The organism is Paraburkholderia ginsengiterrae, from assembly GCF_001645125.1.
GTDB lineage: Bacteria > Pseudomonadota > Gammaproteobacteria > Burkholderiales > Burkholderiaceae > Paraburkholderia > Paraburkholderia ginsengiterrae.
Map to the genome: position 1 here is coordinate 1 of NZ_LXKA01000368.1, position 18,726 is coordinate 18,726.

Annotated in this window: 16 protein-coding genes and 2 pseudogenes; 10 read left to right on the forward strand and 8 right to left on the reverse strand. The window is 58.9% G+C overall.

Annotated elements, in window-relative coordinates; translation table 11 throughout:
- Positions 1-605: 605 nt before the first annotated feature.
- The 3 genes and pseudogenes from A6V37_RS34470 to A6V37_RS34480 all read right to left on the reverse strand — a co-directional run bounded on the left by A6V37_RS34470 (position 606) and on the right by A6V37_RS34480 (position 4,762).
- Positions 606-1,445 (reverse strand): siderophore-interacting protein, encoded by an 840-nt coding sequence (locus A6V37_RS34470; protein WP_064286820.1) that lies wholly within the window; start codon positions 1,443-1,445, stop codon positions 606-608.
- Positions 1,446-1,538: 93 nt separating this feature from the next.
- A complete protein-coding gene (locus A6V37_RS34475) occupies positions 1,539-2,411 on the reverse strand; it encodes a PadR family transcriptional regulator (RefSeq protein WP_064270919.1) in 873 nt (290 codons plus the stop codon).
- Between the two features lie 917 nt (positions 2,412-3,328).
- Positions 3,329-4,762: pseudogene (locus tag A6V37_RS34480) on the reverse strand (IS1182 family transposase).
- A gap of 309 nt (positions 4,763-5,071) precedes the next feature.
- Here A6V37_RS34480 and A6V37_RS34485 point away from each other — a divergent pair.
- Together A6V37_RS34485 and A6V37_RS34495 are read left to right on the forward strand one after the other, a co-directional pair.
- Positions 5,072-6,487: an IS1182 family transposase gene (locus tag A6V37_RS34485; RefSeq protein WP_064270922.1), complete on the forward strand. Its 1,416-nt coding sequence runs from the start codon at positions 5,072-5,074 to the stop codon at positions 6,485-6,487.
- A gap of 437 nt (positions 6,488-6,924) precedes the next feature.
- Positions 6,925-7,782, forward strand: a complete 858-nt coding sequence (locus tag A6V37_RS34495; protein ID WP_064270926.1) for a PA4780 family RIO1-like protein kinase — start codon at positions 6,925-6,927, stop codon at positions 7,780-7,782.
- 240 nt (positions 7,783-8,022) lie between these two features.
- On the opposite strand, the gene A6V37_RS34500 is transcribed toward A6V37_RS34495, so the two are convergent.
- On the reverse strand, positions 8,023-8,928 hold the full coding sequence (locus A6V37_RS34500; RefSeq protein WP_064270928.1) for a LysR family transcriptional regulator: 906 nt from the start codon (positions 8,926-8,928) through the stop codon (positions 8,023-8,025).
- 126 nt (positions 8,929-9,054) lie between these two features.
- Here A6V37_RS34500 and leuC point away from each other — a divergent pair, with 126 nt between their 5' ends.
- The 4 genes from leuC to A6V37_RS39680 all read left to right on the forward strand — a co-directional run bounded on the left by leuC (position 9,055) and on the right by A6V37_RS39680 (position 12,753).
- Positions 9,055-10,467, forward strand: a complete 1,413-nt coding sequence (gene leuC, locus A6V37_RS34505) for a 3-isopropylmalate dehydratase large subunit (RefSeq protein ID WP_064270930.1) — start codon at positions 9,055-9,057, stop codon at positions 10,465-10,467.
- On the forward strand, positions 10,460-11,098 hold the full coding sequence (gene leuD, locus A6V37_RS34510) for a 3-isopropylmalate dehydratase small subunit (protein WP_064270932.1): 639 nt from the start codon (positions 10,460-10,462) through the stop codon (positions 11,096-11,098). Before leuC ends, leuD begins: the two co-directional genes overlap by 8 nt.
- 111 nt (positions 11,099-11,209) lie before the next feature.
- Positions 11,210-12,532 (forward strand): 2-hydroxycarboxylate transporter family protein, encoded by a 1,323-nt coding sequence (locus tag A6V37_RS34515; RefSeq protein WP_064270934.1) that lies wholly within the window; start codon positions 11,210-11,212, stop codon positions 12,530-12,532.
- Positions 12,533-12,582: 50 nt separating this feature from the next.
- Complete coding sequence (locus tag A6V37_RS39680) at positions 12,583-12,753, forward strand: hypothetical protein (RefSeq protein WP_207547670.1); 171 nt, start codon at positions 12,583-12,585, stop codon at positions 12,751-12,753.
- A gap of 248 nt (positions 12,754-13,001) precedes the next feature.
- On the opposite strand, the gene A6V37_RS34520 is transcribed toward A6V37_RS39680, so the two are convergent.
- Together A6V37_RS34520 and A6V37_RS34525 are read right to left on the reverse strand one after the other, a co-directional pair.
- Positions 13,002-13,640 (reverse strand): alkyl hydroperoxide reductase subunit F family protein, encoded by a 639-nt coding sequence (locus A6V37_RS34520; RefSeq protein ID WP_064270936.1) that lies wholly within the window; start codon positions 13,638-13,640, stop codon positions 13,002-13,004.
- A gap of 389 nt (positions 13,641-14,029) precedes the next feature.
- Positions 14,030-14,260: a hypothetical protein gene (locus A6V37_RS34525; protein ID WP_064270938.1), complete on the reverse strand. Its 231-nt coding sequence runs from the start codon at positions 14,258-14,260 to the stop codon at positions 14,030-14,032.
- A 564-nt stretch (positions 14,261-14,824) separates the two neighbouring features.
- On the opposite strand from A6V37_RS34525, the pseudogene A6V37_RS34530 reads away from it, so the two are divergent.
- Positions 14,825-15,220: pseudogene (locus tag A6V37_RS34530) on the forward strand (M24 family metallopeptidase); the annotation flags it as partial.
- A gap of 211 nt (positions 15,221-15,431) precedes the next feature.
- Here the strand turns inward: A6V37_RS34530 and A6V37_RS34535 are convergent.
- On the reverse strand, positions 15,432-16,160 hold the full coding sequence (locus A6V37_RS34535; RefSeq protein WP_064270941.1) for a haloacid dehalogenase type II: 729 nt from the start codon (positions 16,158-16,160) through the stop codon (positions 15,432-15,434).
- 46 nt (positions 16,161-16,206) lie between these two features.
- Positions 16,207-16,416, reverse strand: a complete 210-nt coding sequence (locus tag A6V37_RS34540) for a hypothetical protein (RefSeq protein WP_064270942.1) — start codon at positions 16,414-16,416, stop codon at positions 16,207-16,209.
- Positions 16,417-16,998: 582 nt separating this feature from the next.
- Between A6V37_RS34540 and A6V37_RS34545 the strand changes: the two genes are divergently transcribed.
- The 3 genes from A6V37_RS34545 to A6V37_RS34550 all read left to right on the forward strand — a co-directional run.
- Complete coding sequence (locus tag A6V37_RS34545) at positions 16,999-17,556, forward strand: Uma2 family endonuclease (RefSeq protein WP_064270943.1); 558 nt, start codon at positions 16,999-17,001, stop codon at positions 17,554-17,556.
- A gap of 357 nt (positions 17,557-17,913) precedes the next feature.
- Positions 17,914-18,081: a hypothetical protein gene (locus A6V37_RS41095; protein WP_157447927.1), complete on the forward strand. Its 168-nt coding sequence runs from the start codon at positions 17,914-17,916 to the stop codon at positions 18,079-18,081.
- Positions 18,082-18,093: 12 nt separating this feature from the next.
- Positions 18,094-18,726, forward strand: a 633-nt coding sequence (locus A6V37_RS34550) for a hypothetical protein (RefSeq protein ID WP_131799935.1), incomplete at its 3' end; no start/stop codon positions are given.

Genomic DNA, 18,726 nt, shown 5'->3' on the forward strand with positions numbered 1-18,726 from the left:
GAAGACTCCCATTGCATCGGGGCACTCCGCGGTTTCCTCCCTTCAGGTTTATTCAACACCTGCCCGCACGCGCCGTCGCGCGCCCCCGAGCCCGCGGACATGGGCAGGCGTCGAACAAACCTCAAGATTTGTGCACGTAGCTCATTCGTCGGGTTCTGGCCTATACCGGGCATAGCTGGGTCACAGAAACAGGCACCGACGGGGTGAGAGCGGGCGGGGCAGCAGCCCCTGGATGCACCGGTGGCAGCCGGTACAGCGTCCCGGCGCGGTCCAGCGGCTGAGGGGAGGGTGGAAACTTGCCCGTGATAACGAGCGTTATCGCGGCTGACATCCAGCGAGATATGTAAGTGAGCGACCATCGGAAAGTCGTAGACCTCGCACGGATGTCAACCCACCCCAGCGCGCCGTGGAACCCATGTGCAGAGGGACTTTGTAGCCTAAGTTGACACCCTCTGACCAGGAGAAATCTGGATCGTGAACTGCGTCAGCGCGAGCAGCCATAGCAGGCGGCGTTCGTGCGTTTCGCTTAATGAGTACATCGATCGATTCCTTGTTGTTTGGCGAAGCGCGCCACTCGCATGGCCCGCGCCGCGCGCGGCGCGGGCTCAGTCATCGAGCGACTCGTGGACCGCTTCGGCACCCTGTTTCCAATAGCTGGCCGCGCGAATGCGCGATTTGTCGACGCCGCGCTCCGTGCACAGGTGATAACGCACCGCGCGCATCGTCGCGGATTCGCCCGCGGCCCACACGTAGCCCTCGCCGTCGTCGGGCAGATAGAGTTCGCGGACCGCCTTCAGCAAGGCGTCGCCGCGCACGCCGGGGCGGTTGCGATAGCACCAGACGAGATGCAGTTCGGCCTGCGTAGCAAATTCAATGTGCGCCGACGGATCGGCCACTTCGATCACGGCCGCGACGCGCGTGCCCGCCGGCAGTTCTTCCAGGCGCCGGGCCATGGCGGGCAGCGCGGTATCGTCGCCGATTAGCAAATGCCAGTCGAAGCCCGTGGGGATCACGAGCGAGCCGCGCGGGCCGCCGACGCCGAGATACTGACCCACTTTGGCTTGCGCGGCCCATGTCGCCGCGGGACCGGCTTCGTGCATCGCGAATTCGATGTCGAGTTCGCGGGCCGCGCGATCGAAGCGGCGCGGCGTGAAATCGCGCGCGACCGGACGCGGCTGGCCGGCGGGAAACACCGGTCCGTTAGGGCCGGCTTGCGGCAGCACCGGTTTGTCCGCGCCGGGTTCGGGGAAAAACACCTTGATGTGGTCGTCGAACGAGGCGGATGCGAAGTCGTGCAGATCGTCGCCCGTGAAGGTGACGCGGATCAGGTGCGGGGTCAGCGCGCGCACCTGCTTGACCTGCAGCAGACGGAATTTCAGCGGGTGCCGCACGCGGTGGACGGCCAGATCGGCGCGGTTGTCGGCCTGATGGTCTGTTGTCAGCATGAGAGGACTACTCCTGTTGTTTCGATGGGCGCGCGCTGCGCGCCGGTGGCGTTCCGGGCATGCCTGGGCAGGTCCGCAGCAGATCGCGCAGCCTTAACGGGCCGGCGCGCCGCTGTCGCCGTTTTCTTTGCCGCCGGGGTTGGCTTCACCCTCGATCTCTCTAGCGGCTCGCATCAGGATTTCGGCGATGCGGCGCTGTTCGGCGGCCGGCGCGTTGTCACGGCGCAGCAGCGCATGCTTGAGCGCACGGCGCGCTTCGTTCAGTTCGGGCAGCCAGCCGCCTTCGCTGATATCGGCCGGTTCCTCGCCGGCCAACGCACGGCGCACCGAATCCATCTTGCGGGCGATATGGCTCAGCTTGGCCAGCATCAACTCGACGCGGTCGCGGTTGGCCGCCAGATACGTGCGGCCCGCGTCCGACAACTCATAGCGCTTGCGGTTGCCTTCGAGCTGCACCGTCACGTAGCCGAGTTCTTCCAGATACGTGAGCGCCGGATACACCATGCCCGGGCTCGGGCTGTAGAAACCGTTCGAGCGCATTTCGAGCGCCTTGATCAGCTCGTAGCCGTGGCTTGGCTGCGCGTCGATCAGCGACAGGAGCAGCAGTTGCAGGTCCTCGGAGCTGAATTTGCGGCCGCGCGGAAAACCTTCGCCGTCGTCGCCGAAACCGCCCGGGCCGCCGCCGAAGCGTCCGCCGCGGCCACCGCCGCGAAACTCGTTATGACGGCCGATGGCGTGCCACAGCGCGTGCAGCGAAAAGCGCTCACGGCCGTGGCCGCCCGCGCCGTGCATTGCGCTGGCGCGCTCATCGTGTTCGCCGTGCTCGCCGTGTTCACCGCCTTCATGGCAATAGCGCGGGTCGCGGATAAATGCGTGCCAGAGTGAATGATGCGAAGCATGGGCGCCGCCCGGCTGGAAACTGTCGTGCGCGCCGCGCGAACGGGAAAAACGATGGTGATGACGCATGTCGGGTACTCCCGGTTGTGTCTTAAGATGTATCGTAAGATATATATCTAAAGATAGTTTGTCAAACTTCTTTTTTGCGATGTAAGGGCGTGCAACAAAGTTTGCGGCTTGCCAAACTGTGGCGTTCGGACTCAACAAAGTCTGCGGGAAGTCAGAAAAGCCCTTTGCAATGCAGCATTTTCCCCACTCCAACAGCGCTTGATGAGCGCGACGCCCGATCGGCCAGAAACAGTTTGACCGGCGGCTGCACGTCATCGGCGACGCCAAGAGTGTTAGTGAGCAACGTCGGGTTCGCGAAAGACTACGCGGGCGGCAGCCACTCGAGATCGGTCACGGCAGATCGCAGGGTGCCGTCTACCATCGGGACGGCCGCGGTGCCGTCGGGCAGGTCGTTGGGGGGGGCGTCGTTGAAGGCAGCGAGACGTAACCGCCGGCGATGGCTGCAGGAGCACACGTTCGGGTACTGTGGGCGTCGTTGTGGGCTTTACGTGCACGTGCGCGCAGTACTCGATGGCCGCATCGTGATTTCGGTGGCAGTAAGGCGGGTTGTTCGCGTTTTCCTTTCCAGAGCGGAGGGCAGTTGCGTTTGAGTACCCCAGTTTTCACCGCACGCAGAGGAAATGGCCGAGCGCGTTCGCGATCTATTCCGGCTATAGACTGCCGGGCAGCGCTTTGGTGGACCTATCGAGGGACCGTTGCAACCTCTTGGGGAGTGCCCCGGCCGTACCCGAACGCTACCGCCATTATCTGCTCAGTCAGGACGGATTCGGTTGGCGTTTGTGTCGTGGGGGACGGTAATCGGCGAGGCTGTGTGGAAACGCGTAAAAAGTGGAAGCGTCGAATCGGGATCTGGAGCTTCCGCATTCGAATTTCTCAAGTACAGGTCGAACGCAGCAATGAGATCGAACAAAGGCCCCTCAGGCCTGAAGCGCCTTCAACAGCGCCTGTTCTCCAATGATCTTGATGACTCGCGTCAGGTTATACGCGAGCACGTGCAAGCTTATCTCAGTGCTCACGCGTCCCAGCGTCCTCGTGAGGAAGTGTGTCGCTCCCATTCAGTGCTTCAACGTGCCGAAAGGATGCTCAACGGACTGCCGTCGCGTACGCATCACCCCGGGTTGCAGATCGGGGCGTTTTTGCATTGCCTCCAGCGTGTCCTCGTGCTCCCAGCGACTCACACGCCGGTACTTGCCAGGTGTGCACTTGTCCCTGATAGCACAGCGAGGGCAATCGGAACTCCGGTATCTGTTGTGCAGCAGACCGCGCTCGATCGTTGCGAAGCGCCAGATCACACGGCTGCCTGCAGGGCACCTGTACTCCCCTGATGCATGATCGAAGACGAAGTCCTCTTTATCAAACCGGCCGACTGCCTTTGCGCCCGATGTCATTGGCTTCGAAACGAAGGGCGTGATACCGGCCTGCTCGCAGGCAAGAATTTCATCCCCGTTGAAATAGCCGCGGTCCGCAATAACCTGAAGACCCGATGCTTCCATCGCATCCTTCGCCTGCCTGGCCATATTTGCGAGTTGGCGCCGGTCGGTGCCGACGTTGGTGACCTCGTGTGCAACGATAAGGTGGTGCGTGGTATCTACGGCTGTCTGGACGTCGTGGCCGACAAGCCCTCGGCTTGTACTTGTAGCCAAGGCGCGTGCGTCAGGGTCGGTTAGAGAGATTTGCCCTGCGGGTGTTTGCCCAAGTTGATGGTCAATCTCTTTCAGCTTCTCCATCTGCGTCTTCAACGTTTTGATTTTCTCCTTGAACCGGGTTGTTCTCGCTTCAGCAACATCGGATGGCTGACGATCTGCCGTCTCCATCGCAGTCATATAACGTTCAATGCACTCGTCGATCTGCTGGATGCGCCTGTCGAGTTTGCCGCGCGTGAAGTTGCAATTATGAGCGTTGACTGCCTTGAACTTGCTGCCGTCAATGGCCACGCTCGCCTGAGCAAACAGATCCAGCCGGCGGCACAGCACCACAAACTGCCGGCAAACGTTGCGTATGGCCTGGCCGCTATCTCGTCTGAAGTCGGCAATCGTCTTGAAGTCAGGCGCCAGGCGTCCTGGCAGCCATATCAGTTCGATGTTGCGTTGACATTCCCGCTCCAGACGACGACTCGACTGGATGCGATTGAGATAGCCATAGATGTAGATCCTCAGCAGGACTGCGGGATGATAGGACGGGCGCCCCGTAGCCGAAGGCATGACACCATCGAAGCCGAGTGGACCAAGTTCAAGGTCTTCGACAAACGCATCTATTATCCGGACCGGATTGTCGTCGTCGATGAGGTCATCGAGGCATTCGGGAAGCAGGGTAACCTGCTTGCGGTCTTCGCCTTCTATGAATCGCTTCATCCGGCCACCTCGGCTGAATGCGTTGATTCAGTGTAGGCGATCAGCGGGTTTTCACACACCCTCCGGCCATATCCGACATTGGAGAAGGCTGGGTTCTAGGTCGGCAATGTGGCGCAATGCTGACGGTGCCGGCTTCGAGCTGTCGGATGGCCGCCTCCTGCGTCAGCGAACTCATACTCCCGACCCACTATGGTCGTTCAATACGAAACCGCGCCAATAACTGCTTCCAAGGGATAGTGTTGAAAAAGTCGCCCGCGGTATGGATTGTTGAGTATCCTGGAAGACATCGATCGGCGGGCGTGATTCGTCATCATGGGTCAACTGGGCAGCGGACAGGACAAGCTTTTCTACTCGTTCAACCTCGATAATCACGTCCCTCGCGAGCACCTGTTGAGAGGCGTCGATCACTTCCTGGATCTGCGTGATCTACGCCAGCATCTCGCACCGTTCTACAGCCCGATGGGACGGGCATCGATTGATCCGGAGCTCATGATCCGCATGTTGATTGTGGGCTACTGTTCCGGCATCCGGTCCGAGCGCAGGCTATGCGAAGAGGTGCATCTGAACCTGGCATGTCGATGGTTCTGCCGCCTGGGTCTGGAGGACGCCGTCCCCGAACACTCGACATTCTCAAAGAACCGCCACGGTCGCTTCCGCGATAGCGACGTGCTACGCCATGTGTTCGAGTCGGTCTTGTGCCGGTGCATGAGCGAAGGGCTCGTGAAGGGTGAAGGATTCGCGATTGACGCGAGCATCATCAGAGCCGACGCGAGCTCTGCACACGGTGTTCCGGGTTCTGATCCCGTCGACTGGGGTTGCGTCAAGAGACAAAGCCGCGCAGTGCGCGAGTATCTGGAAGAATTGGAAGTAGCGAATCCAGCGGGCACCGAAGCGGCGAATACGACGGAGACATTGACGCAGCCAAAGAGGATATCCCTGACGGATCCTGCTGCGCACTGGACAGCCGCCAAGGGTAGCCCAGCGTTCTTCGCCTACTCGACGAATTGTCTGATTGACCTGCAGGCAGGGATCATCGTTGACGTCGAGGCGACACCCGCGAACCGCTCGCACGAAGTGGAATCAACCAGGACGATGATTGACCGCGTTGAGCGGCGGCGCGATCTCAAACCTCGACGCCGCGCAGGCGACACCGCGTATGGCTCAGCAGCGATGCTTGCCCGGATGATCGAAGAGAAGGAAATTGCACCACACGTTCCAGTCTGGGATAAAACAACGCGCAAGGACAATACATTGTTCAGCAGCGAGTTCCTGTGGGATGAACTGGCCAATGAATATCGCTGTCTCACCGGGCACACACTACGCAGTGATCGGCGCAAATTCAGGAATCCGCGCTCGCGCGTCACGAATGCTGACACGATCATCTATCGGGCAAGTCAGTTCGACTGCGAGAGCTGTTCGATGAAGGATCGCTGCTGTCCGAATGCACCATTCCGCAAGATCGCACGCAGCATCCATGAAGCTGTGCGTGACGAAACGAGGCGTATTGCGAAGACGCCTGAATACAAGCGATCTTGCCGTGAGCGAAAGAAGGTGGAAATACTCTTTGCCCATCTCAAACGCATCCTGAAGCTGGACCGTCTGCGCCTGCGGGGTCCGAGCGGTGCCCGTGATGAATTCCCGATGGCAGCGACTGCGCAAAACCTGCGAAGAATGGCCAAGCGGTTCACGCCAGAAACCAAGCAGATGAACCAGGCAGTTGCATGACGAGCAACGGGGACCGTTGCCTCGTTCAAGTTCGCGGCGTCGCCGATCGCCACAACCCGAAAATTAGCTGCCAACTCCTCTGTATCCGACCAAAACGCGACTTTTTCAACACAATCACCGAAGAAGAGACGTTGACCTGGGCGAACACCGGCGACCGAGAAGGGTCGGGTGCTGCCGGTCGTGCCAAGCAGCGAGAGGTCTGGAACTGCAGCGCAATGTATTTACGCATTAGTCGGGAGATTTTCGTCGGCTCGTCCTCGACCACCCTTATAATCCGGCATGACTCCATCGATCTCCCACGCAGCAAGCTTGCGGGCGCCAGCACCGGCTGCTCGATTAATCGGTTTGTTGGTCGCGCATAGCCCAGCGACCCCAGCGGGCCATTCACCATCCACGCGCGTTGAGTGCATGTTCGACGAACTGCGGCCGACGATCGTATGAAAATACCCAAACGTCTTGCACCACTTCTCGAAGAAGGACTTATCGACGAGGTCATCGGTCAGTTGATGAGCGGCAAGGAGGCAACAGTCTACGTCGTGCGCAGCGGTGAATCGACGCGTTGCGCCAAGGTCTACAAGGACGCGAAGCAGCGCAGTTTTCGGCAAGCCGCCTCTTATCGGGACGGTCGCAAGGTCATGAACAGCCGGCAGGCGCGGGCGATGGAAAAAGGTACGCGCTACGGCCGTCAGATGCAGGAAGCGTCATGGCAGAACGCTGAAGTGGACGCGCTGTTCCGGCTCGCCAGTGCAGGGGTGCGCGTGCCGCAACCCTATATTTGTACCGACGGCGTGTTGCTGATGGAACTGGTGATCGACGAGGTGGGTGACGTCGCGCCACGGCTCAACGACGTCGATCTGACCGAAGCCCGCGCCCTCGAACTGCACGCGTTGCTGCTGAACCAGGTTGTCCGCATGCTCTGCGCGGGCGTAATTCACGGCGACCTGTCGGAATACAACATCCTGCTGGCTGCGGATGGGCCAGTGATCATTGATCTGCCACAAGCCGTCGACGCAGCCGGCAACAACGAAGCCGCCTCGATGCTCAAGCGAGACGTCGACAACCTGGCCGCGTACTTCGGCCGGTTTGCACCGCAAATACTCACAGCGAGTTATGGCACGGAGATCTGGGCGCTCTTCGAAGCAGGGCGGCTGCATGTCGACGCCGAACTGACCGGTCGCATCGAAGTCGACACGCAACCTGTGGACCTCGATGGCGTGCTGCAGGAACTCGAAGAGACACGTCTGGAGGAAGACGCGCGAGTGCGGCGACAGCAGGAACTGAGCGCAAGCCGGTGACGGTGCCTGATGTCCCCCGAAGATCGCCCGAAAGTGAAGCTCTTCGAGGATGTCGCCGCTCGGCCATGAACAGTCCGTTGCGATCCATTGCCGAACGTTTGTTCAAGAGCGACGAGTTGCCCTTTGATTTGCCGTGCCGCTGCTCGATGACTAGCCAACATTTCACGGCGTACACGGCAATGCAGAAGATGCGCTCACACATGCTGATCGCACCATCGACCTACGCCCGCAACGATTGTTCTACGGGCGAGGAATCCGGAGCGGCGCCGTCAATCCATCCAGAAACTCAACAAACACTCGCACCTTGGCGGACAAATTCAGCCGCTCCGGATAGACCGCATAGATATCTGCGGGCGGGAGATTCCAGTCTGGCAGCAAACGCTTGAGGGAGCCATCGTCGATATATTGCCAAACGTCCCACTCTGAGCGGACCAGCACGCCGTGTCCCTTCAAGGCCCACTGCAGCGTTGCCTCACCGTCGTTGCTGCTCATCGAACCGTGCACTTTTACAAGCTGATGCCGCTTTCCCTTGCTGAAATGCCATGTGCCGTAGGCCGTGTCATTTTCGCGGAGAACGATGCAGCGATGATTTCTTAAATCGTCCGGCACTTGTGGCGCACCATGCGTTTCGATGTACTGGGATGACGCGCACACAAACCTTCGATTGCTCGCGATTTTCCTTGCGACGAGCCGGGAGTCAGGCAGCTCGCCGAATCTGATGCCGACGTCGAAGGCCGATTCGGCGAGGTTGAGTGGACGGTCCGTCAGGTCAAGCTGAACTTCGACCTCAGGGTATTGGAGAGTAAATTCAGAAAGCGCAGGAACGATGTGACGGCGACCGAAGCCGAACGTCGCATTCACTTTCAGCAGTCCGCGCGGAATGTCGCGGCTGCTCGACACCATCCGCTCGAGTTCCTGAACCTCCTCCAGCAGCTTCGAACCCGTCCCGAGATACATCTCGCCTTCCTGCGTCATGGCGAGCCGCCGAGTCGTGCGGTTGAGAAGTCGCACTCCGAGGCGCTTCTCGAGTTGCGCGAGCCGCGCGCTGACGGCAGGTGGTGTCACACCTAGATCCCGTGCAAGCGAAGACAGGCTGCCATGCGCGACAAGACGCTTGAAAAATTCGAGGTCGGCAATCGGGTCCATTTATAAATTCAACTTAACAATAACTTAAATGAGTATGCATTATGCGCATCGCGCTGTCGAATTAAACTGAAACCACTTTGAAGAGCGCGATGAACATTCATCGGGCCGGGTAACAGGAGACAGCCAATGGGACACACTCTCTACCGCAAGATCGTGGATAAGCACACGGTGTTTCGCGTCGACGACCAGCACGTCGCGCTCTATGCCGACTTCCACATCATGAACGAATACACGAGCCCGCAAGCGTTCGCGGGGCTCGCTGAAAAGAATCTTCCCGTCCGCTGCCCGGAGAAGCAGATGGGCACCGTCTCCCATGTGATCCCGACACATCCAGTCTCACTGGACAAGCGCACGATCATGATCGACGCGGCAGCCAGTCAGGCCGCCAACTTCACGCGCAACTGCCAGAAACACGGCATTCATCTGTTCGATGTCAAGGATCGCGAACAGGGCATCGAGCATGTGATCGCACCGGAAATCGGCTTGATTCGGCCAGGCATGGTCGTGTTGTGTGGCGACAGCCACACAACAACATACGGCGCACTCGGCGCGCTTGGCTTCGGTATCGGCACATCCGAAGTCGAACACGTTCTCGCGACACAGACCCTCATTTACCGGGTCGCACGCGACATGCGGATCGAGGTGGGCGGCAGACTCTCTGCGGGCACAACCTCCAAGGATCTGGTGCTTTACATCATCTCGAAGATCGGCGCGCAAGGCGCTCGCGGATTCGTCGTTGAATACTGCGGATCCGCGCTTGCAGACCTGTCGGCTGAAGCCCGCATGACGTTGTGCAACATGACTGTGGAAGCAGGCGCCCGAGGCGCGATGATCGCTCCGGACGATACGACGCTCCGCTACGTGGCTGAGCGGATCAAGGACCTGCCAGAGGACAGTATCGCCGAGGCCGTTGAACAGTGGAAGCAACTGAAGTCGGATCCGGATGCAGTTTTTGACGTCACGCACAGTTTTGACGCAAGCGAAGTGGCGCCGTTCGTGACGTGGGGAACGAGCCCAGACCAGGCGATTTCGATCACTGACCCCATTCCCACCCTGTCAGACGAACAACTTGAGCGGAGCAATGCGGAGAAGGCGCTGGCCTACATGGGGTTGGATGCCGGACAGACACTCGCCGGCCTCGCAATCGACCACGTTTTCATCGGTTCCTGCACGAACGCACGCATTGAAGACCTACGAGCCGTGGCCGCTGTGGTGCGCGGGCACAAGGTGGCGCCGACCGTTCGTGCGATGGTGGTGCCCGGGTCCGGCATGGTCCGCGAGCAGGCCGAGCAGGAGGGCATTGCGCAGACATTGATCGACGCTGGTTTCGAGTGGCGCCAGCCTGGTTGCTCGATGTGCCTCGCGATGAACGATGACATCCTCCAACCCGGTCAACGCTGCGCATCCACGACCAACCGAAACTTTGAGGGGCGCCAGGGCCGCGGCGCACGCACTCATCTGATGAGCCCTGCCATGGCTGCTGCGGCGGCGCTGGCCGGCCGCATCGTCGACGTACGCAAGGAGTTCAACCATGTCTAAGAACGAAACCGTAGCTGGCATCGCGGCACCTCTCCCCCTGAACAATCTGGACACAGACCAGATCATGCCGAAGCAGTTTCTGTTTGGCATCGACAAGTCGGGACTTGCACACGGCGTTCTTTACGACCTTCGAATGGATGCCTTCGGGTCGCCCAGGCAAGAGTTTGTTCTGAACCGGCCGCAGTACCAGGGGGCTCGCATTCTGGTCACTGGCGCGAACTTCGGGTGTGGCTCCAGTCGTGAGCACGCCGTGTGGGGGTTGCAGCAGGCCGGTTTCGATGCGCTCATTGCACCCAGCTTCGGCGAGATTTTCTACTTCAACGCGCTAGCCAACCGTCTGCTGCTGGTGATGCTTGATCCATCAACCGTGGCGACGCTGATGGAACTTGTCAGTGACTCCGCGACGAGCCATCTGACCATCGACGTGCAGCGACAGTGCGTCATCACCGTGGACGGCACCGAGTATCCGTTCGAACTACCCGCGCGACAGAAGCGCATGTTTGTCGAAGGGCTCGACATGATCGGAATGACGCTGCGCGACGGCGCCGCCATTGACGCCTTCGAGGCGAACCACTTCGCCCAGAGTCCCTGGATGAAGATCGATCTTCCCAAGCAGCAACACACGGCCTAACAAGAGACGCAAAGCGCCCATCGCCACGTGGGCCAAAAGCGCGCACTGCCAGTAAAGATTGCAGGCGCGTCGTAAAGCCCGCAGCCGACATATCCAATCAGGAGACACGAAATGGAAAGCCCATCATTGCACACGAGCGTTCCGCCGTCGGGACGGCTGGCGACGCTGTCGAATATCACGATCGGTGGGATGCCGCTACTGATGTTTCTTGCGGTGGCGCTGCTCACCATCCTGGCTGTCGTCACCAAGCGGCTTCCTAACGACATGATCGGCGGCTTGGCCGTGCTGATGCTGTCGGGCTTGCTACTGGGCGAAATCGGACGACGCATCCCGCTCTTCCGGGACATCGGCGGCCCGGCGATTCTGTGCCTCTTCGTCCCCTCGGCATTGCTGGGTTACAAGCTGATGGACGACACAACGCTCAAAGCGATCACCACGACGATGAAGACCGCGAATCTTCAGTACCTGTATATCGCGTGTCTCGTCGCGGGAAGCATTCTCGGCATGAACCGCAAGATCCTGATTCAGGGTTTTCTCAAGATGTTTGTCCCGCTTCTGATAGGGACCGTTGCGGCTATCGGAGCTGGCGTTCTGATGGGGCTGCTGTTTGGCTATGATCCGAAGCACACGTTCTTCTTCATCGTAATGCCTATTCTGGGTGGTGGCATCGGCGAAGGCATTCTGCCGCTCTCCATCGGGTATTCAGAAATCATGGGTACTGCCCAGGGTCATCTGATCGCTACGATGGTGCCGGCAGCCCTGATCGGCAATGTCGTTGCGATTCTTGCCAGCGGCATTCTGAAGCGATTCGGCGAGAAGCACCGCTCATACAGCGGCGACGGAATACTGGTGCGCACTGGCGAAGATCAGGTATTGCTCAAGGAGCAGAAAGCTGAAGCGGCATTGGACCTGCGGCTGATGGGATGTGGGCTTTTGCTCAGTTGCACGCTTTTTATCCTTGGAGCACTGCTTGCGCCGATAACGGGGATTCCCGGGCCGGTGCTCATGATCATCTCGGCTGCCTTACTGAAAGTTGCGCGCGTGATACCGGAGTCCATGGAGATCGGCGCGTATCAGATGTACAAATTCATGTCGAACAACCTCACATTCGCGATCCTCGTCGGCTTGGGAACGCTGTTTGTTTCATGGGAACAGTTGGTCGCAGCCTTTTCGCCAGCATACTTCGTCATCTGCGCGTCCACTGTGGTGGCAATGATCATCTCAGGCTTCTTTGTCGGCGCCTGGCTCAAGATGTATCCCGTCGAATCTGCAATCATCACAGCATGTCATAGCGGGCTGGGTGGCACCGGTGACGTCGCGATCCTGTCGTCGTCGAACAGAATGGGGCTGATGCCGTTCGCGCAGATTTCGACCCGAATCGGAGGCGCGGGCATGATCGTTTTCGCGACCCTCATGATGAAGTGGCTGCACTGACGCGGCGGTGCTACCCACCCGCTACTTCGTCTGCTGGCAACCTCTTCGGCATGATTGCCCCGATCTCAACAGGATATGTGATCAACGCGACAGGCAGCTATGACTGGGCATTCGGCATCGCTGGCATCCTTCTGCTCGCCGGCGCAACGGTTGTGCTCACCATGACGCGCTCGCCAATGACGGACGATCGCAGTGTTTCGACTACGCGGGTCGCGGTGTAGTCTTTGAATGTTGCCGTGTCGGCAGAGACGAGTTCATCCTCTGTCGCAGGCAATTTTTTTCCAATGTCCGTTCTGGCGCACGTTGCGGCCGTTCGAAATGCGCCGACGGCTGTCTCCTCGCGGCCGACTACAGCCCAACGCGGTCGACTGACGTCGCCGCGTTGCGGATTGTCAGAGTTTCGGATAACGGCTCCCCGTGGGAGAATTTGCTGCGGTTACTCGCCACCGATATAACCTGTAGGTCGGTGCTACGGCTTGCCCGCCGCGTGAAGTGCCGCTCTCATGCTCATTTCAATGTCGTGAAGTCGCGCGCCGAGGTCCTTGAAGTTGCTGCGGCCCTCGCCAAATAACTCGCCGTTCATGTAGATCGTCGGCACAACGCTAATATCACGCGCTGACACCTCATTTTGAAAAAGCCCTCCGTCGATCGTAATGTTGTGAATCTGTGGATTGATCACCGTCATCATGTTCAGTGCTTGCACAACGTCAACACAGCTTGCACAAGATAGCGAAATATAGGTCTCGAAATAGTAGTTACTTTCTAGCGTTCGAATCTGTTCGATAGTCGTACGGTCGGCTATCACGGGATGCCCTCCAACCTGCAGTATTGCAAGGACAAGGGACGAAAATTCAGGCCCTGTTGGAGTGGCAGCAAACTGAATGCCGGGTTTTTCTCCCGCCCGCCCAATTGAAAATGATGGCTTGCGTTCGTCGCCTTGCTGCTCCTCGATTACCGTCACCAGATCTGTTAACGACGCGATTTCGTTCAACATCGTCAGCATCTCGGCCGATTCTTGGCTACCGCCCTGCGACACGATCAATTCGACAGGTCTGCGGATGTTTCGCAGATACGTCTGCAGCTGTGACCTGAGACTGACGTTTAACATGGTTCGACTCCCTAACGACCTTTATAAGGTTAGGTGCAGAAGTGCAGGAACTGAAAGAAATCTGAACTGAACGTGCAGCGCCGATTGGCCATCGGGATCAAGATGGGTGCCGGGGCATGCTCGCTCGAACGTCGGTGCGCTTTGGTGCGCTACCACACATAGCCTCTCAACGCCCGCGCGGCGGCAGTGCCAGCAGCATGAACTGCACCCTGGGGTTGCTCTGGCTGCCGACTGCTCGCCCGGCGTTGGTGCTCACAATTGCCGCTAGCCGTGTCAATGAATCTGCTAGCGCCGAATTTGTCGTAAAACCTCATACATAACGAACGAAAAGTGGGGGAGTGTTCGTTCAACGTCGAACGGCCCCAGGCGATCTGAAGTGCGGGTAAGCGCTAAGATCTGCCACCTGCCAGGACCTGCTCGACAGCCATCGAGCGTGCCGCTTCTTCGGCCTCTTCAGGGGTGTCGAACACGCTGCCCGACACGTGGACCTGATGCCACTCGGGATTGTCGGAAGCGTCGCGGAATATACGGAAGCGCGCGCAATAGCCGCGCGGCGTGACCGGGGCCACGTCGATATCGACGGATGCGCCTTCTATTTGATGTCTGACGAAGCCGTCCATGCTGCCCTCCTGGCGCCAGCCTTAAACGCAGAAATCCTAGCATGACAGGTTCGATGCTGCGGGTGCATTGCAGCATGCGGGGGCACCTTAAACGCCTGCCAGGATGACGCCGGACTGCGCAGCTGCCGACGGGGGCTGTCGCGATTCACCTGACATCAATCAGCAGGAAGACGCTGTGATAAATCGAACACTGACTCGTGGTGTGGCCGCATTCGCGCTGTCGTCTGCTGTTGGTGTTCACAATTGCCGGGAGCGGACGAAAAGTGGGGGAGTGTTCGTTCAACTGTTGCAGTTTAGACCCGGCGTGCCTCCCCCAGATTTTGTCCACTCCCGTCAATTATGGGCGCCAACAGCTGTCCGTTGCCGGCGCCGTCGCCGCGAAGCGCAAACCATCTGGCGTGGCGCGCGCCAACAAGACGCGCTCGCACCCAGTCGTGTCCAGTACTATCGCGTCCCACGCGGCAATACCCGACCTAACGGACCCCGTTGCCCGCGCTTCTGCCACCTGCCAGAAGGCCGCCAGGTTGACGCGCGCCGCATGCGCCTCCAGCCAGTCCCGTGCGGGTGGGCCACATGCGACCGTCGGACGAGCAGCGCGCACTGTACGAAGCAGCGTACTCGCAGGTGTATTTCAACATGCAGTTGTTGCGGGCTGGAATGACATTCCGCGAATTCTCAGAAAAGGCCTGGCAGATACCGGAGGTATATCTGAAGAACAGATACAGCTGTCTCGCTCACGGCATCGGCATGGTTGACGAGTACCCATCAATCGCGCACCAGGTGGATTGGGAGACGGGCGGTTACGACGGCCAATTCGAAGCGGGAATGACGCTATGTGTTGAGAGTTACATCGGTGCCGACGGTGGAAAACAGGGAGTCAAACTTGAGCAGCAAGTGGTCCTTACGGAAGGTGGCTGCGTACCACTTACTTTGTGCGGCTTTGAGACAGATTGGCTGTGAAGTGTGGCGTGCCCCTGTTTTTCGGAGTACTCCGGCGAAGAAGGGTTCGCGACTGGACACCTCGCCGGTGTCCGTTACGACGGTGCGACTCGATGGGACGCAACAGGTATTCGCTGGCGGACCGTGGCGGCTAACGACCGGGCGCGGCGCAAGGCCAGGCTGCAGCAGGAGTCCTCTGAGTTGCCGGCAAAGTGGAATCTAACTCGAGTACCTAAGTCGGACATCCGAACTGGGTAGCGAGGTCGTTCAAGTCCGCTGCAGTGAAGTCCCAATTCTGCTCGGCACGGAGGTCGCTCTTCTGGGAGGACCCATGCTCGGTTGACCTCAAGACGAACGCCGTTCTGAGGCCGCAGCGGCGCGCTGCTGCCAGGTCACCATTGTGAGCGGCAACCATGCAAACCTCTGCAGGCTTCAGACCAAGGATGTCGACTGTGTCAACGTAGACCTGCGGCGACGGTTTGTAAGCTCGCACGACTTCCGCGCCCAGAATCGCATCCCAGGGAAGTGCCGCTCTTTTTGCCATGTCCAGTATTAGCCGGATGTTGCCATTCGATAGAGGAGCAATCATGAAACGACGCTTGAGTCGCAATAGCCCTTCAATGGAATCAGGCCACGGGTCGCGGCGGTGCCACGTGTGGTTCAGCTCATCGAGCTCTTCTGGAGAAATCGAACTCGCATCGAGACCGTAGTCGGCCATCACCGTGACCAGGTTTTCCCTGTGCAGTGTGTCAAGCCTGACAAAGGGCCGTTGTCCGCTCCGTATTTCCTCCATCGAGGGCGCATAGTGGCGTCGCCACGCGTCCGCAAACTCAAATGGCTCAATCGGTATCGAGTGACGGTTTAGGAACAGACCCACATGGCGGGCGACGCCATTTCTCCAATCGACAACGGTCCCGAAGACATCGAATAGGAGCGCTTTGATATTCGAGTTGTCAGGCATATCAACTCCTTGACCGGTGAGTGGAAGCAATCTGCCGAGCGTATCGCTATTGCGACTCGATTTCATCAAGGCGCGCCTGCGCCGTCTCGTCAGGGTACTGACGTTGATATGCGTCGGACAGGTGCGAGCAGAGTTGCGCCAGTGCCGCAAGATGTACAGCCTGGTTCGCATGCTCTACCTCACCTGCATTCAGCAGGTCGTCGAGGACCGGAGCGAGACGGCGCAGTTGCCGGAAAGTGGCGTCGTCAATTTTCATGTTGGACTTCCTGTCGTCGGTCGATACGGCTCATACCGTACGAAACTGGCTCACGGCTTTCCCTATGGCCGTCTTGTATCGGCGGTGGGGCCGATTAGCCACCCGATAGATGTTTTTTATGTCGTTGCCTGGGAGGCGTGGACGACATCCAGGCAAGTACAGATAGCGCCAGCGCTGGCATTTGAGTTTCGTACACTAAATAGGTACGGCTGACGGGGAGCGGCGCCCCGGGCCCACATGTTCGGACCTGGTAACCATTTTGCACGTGAGCGCTCGCGGTGCACTTAGGCGGTCACTGCCTTGCCTGACATCGTAATGCATCCAAGCGGAGGGCGCGAATTGCAGCCTTCGAATCTTGCCAATGCGCTGCACAACAAATCTGAGAAACCAGATGAACATTCGACCTTGATTGCCCGCGGCATAGGGGTGCAACCCCCCGGAAGATTCGGTCACTGCAGAAAAAAAATACCGGATGTGCTAATCATCATAGCTGAATTTGTGCAATGCACAAGAATAAAGTCATTGTCAAATCGCACGGGGAGGGTTTACGCTTAGATGACTTCCCCGCGAGATGATTGCGCTATGGCCACGCCTGTTCTTCTTGACTGTTACGAACTGCTTGCAGCATGGCGTCGCGTCACTCCGAATGCAGAATTTGTGGGGCATTACCGCCATGAGCTGGACGAACTCGGCGAGGCGGTTTTGAATCCTCCCCCGTCTGGCCGGCGTCAGATAGTGCTCACAGATGTTTACTGCCAGTTGACCGAACAGCTGGGTCATTTCTCCGCCATGTCGGTGGCCGTTACGACGTGTTCATACGGCATCAGGGTCCCGGACGTTGTATGGATGCCGTGCGACAAATGGGAAGGTTTCGACCGTGACGACCCGGTGCCATTCGTGCCTGACCTCTGTGTCGAGGTCCTTCTCGATAGTGACAGAACCCGTGATATCGACCGAAGGGTCAAGGCTTACATGGACGGCGGGGCTGCCGAAGTCATCGTCATCGGCCAGCGTGGCGAGATTGGGTTCTGGGGTAACAAGGGCCGGCGACAAGCTTCGCTTTTCGGAATAACACTCCAACTCGACCGCATGTACTTCGACGTCGGCGGTGTGGCCACGCACCGTTCTGTTAATCGCTGAGAGGCACTGGAGCCCAAAGAGGCCCAGCCGACTTTACCCCCACAACTCATTCCCCGTTTGACGTTCCTGACCGCGCGCTGAAAAACGTGCGAGTGACGTCCGCTTCACATTAGCGTCAACGTCGCACTGGTTTCCTTTGGGCTGGCGTTCTCCAACAGAATAGTGCGCGTCCGTCATGCGTTTTTCACTTCAGGCGGGCTTGCTTGAGCAACTGAGATATAAACTCGTTTCGCTAAGTATGTCTTTACTCTTTCTACTTCAAAGAGTCTGTTCAGACATTCAAGCCATTCAATGGATGGGACTAGCCGTCCGCGATCCAGCCTCGGTATCTTCTATACTCACGTGCGGCAGTCCGGGATGGAACGGGTGCTGACGGACTATTTCGACTATGACAACCTGGCGACCGTCGTGCGTGTGCTGCGACGCGCAGGAACTGAACTGCAATCGCGCATCGATCAGGTCGCAGATCTCGTCCGCCGGCTCGAAGAGCAGCATACTCACGCAAGGGAAGGCGCTGTCGTCTGAGTCGAATCTTAGGTGCTGCGGCGTCGCTCCGTAGAGCGCGTCGACCCGGAGGCGGTGTATCTGATTTATGCGGCAAGCATCGTTGTGGTGCGTCGATTGCGGTGCTGCTCAGCTCATGTCATCCTGCGCCTTTCATTCGTACTGGCATCATCGATGACGACCTCCACGAGATCAGACACGAATCGCGTTTCCCAGCCTCTGGATGTCGAGCACCAACAGGCCGGCCCGGTATTGACAGCCGCGGATACCGAACGCCTCAGGACCTCGCGGATCGTGGGGATAGAGGGAACTGTAACTGACATGACCGAGGAGAAGCTTACCGTCATAACCGGCGCTTCGCAGTACGGGTCGAACCACGGAACGTTGAAAGTCTTCAGATTCAATGTCGCGGGGAAAAGCCTCGTGCTTTACGCGGCACAGAGCGGCATCACCAATTACAGTCTTACCCCCACCCAGTTCGAGTTGTCGAACGGCACTAAGATCAGACTGGCGGTGGCGTCTGAGGACTTCGCCGGCGAACATGTCGTCTATGGCGTTCACGAGCCGCGGAGCAAGCGGGTGTACGTCGCCTTCGCGGTCATGGCATTGCCAGGGCAAAGCAATAAAAATGTTCGTCTCCAGGCCGTCGGCGACCTGCCGCGGATT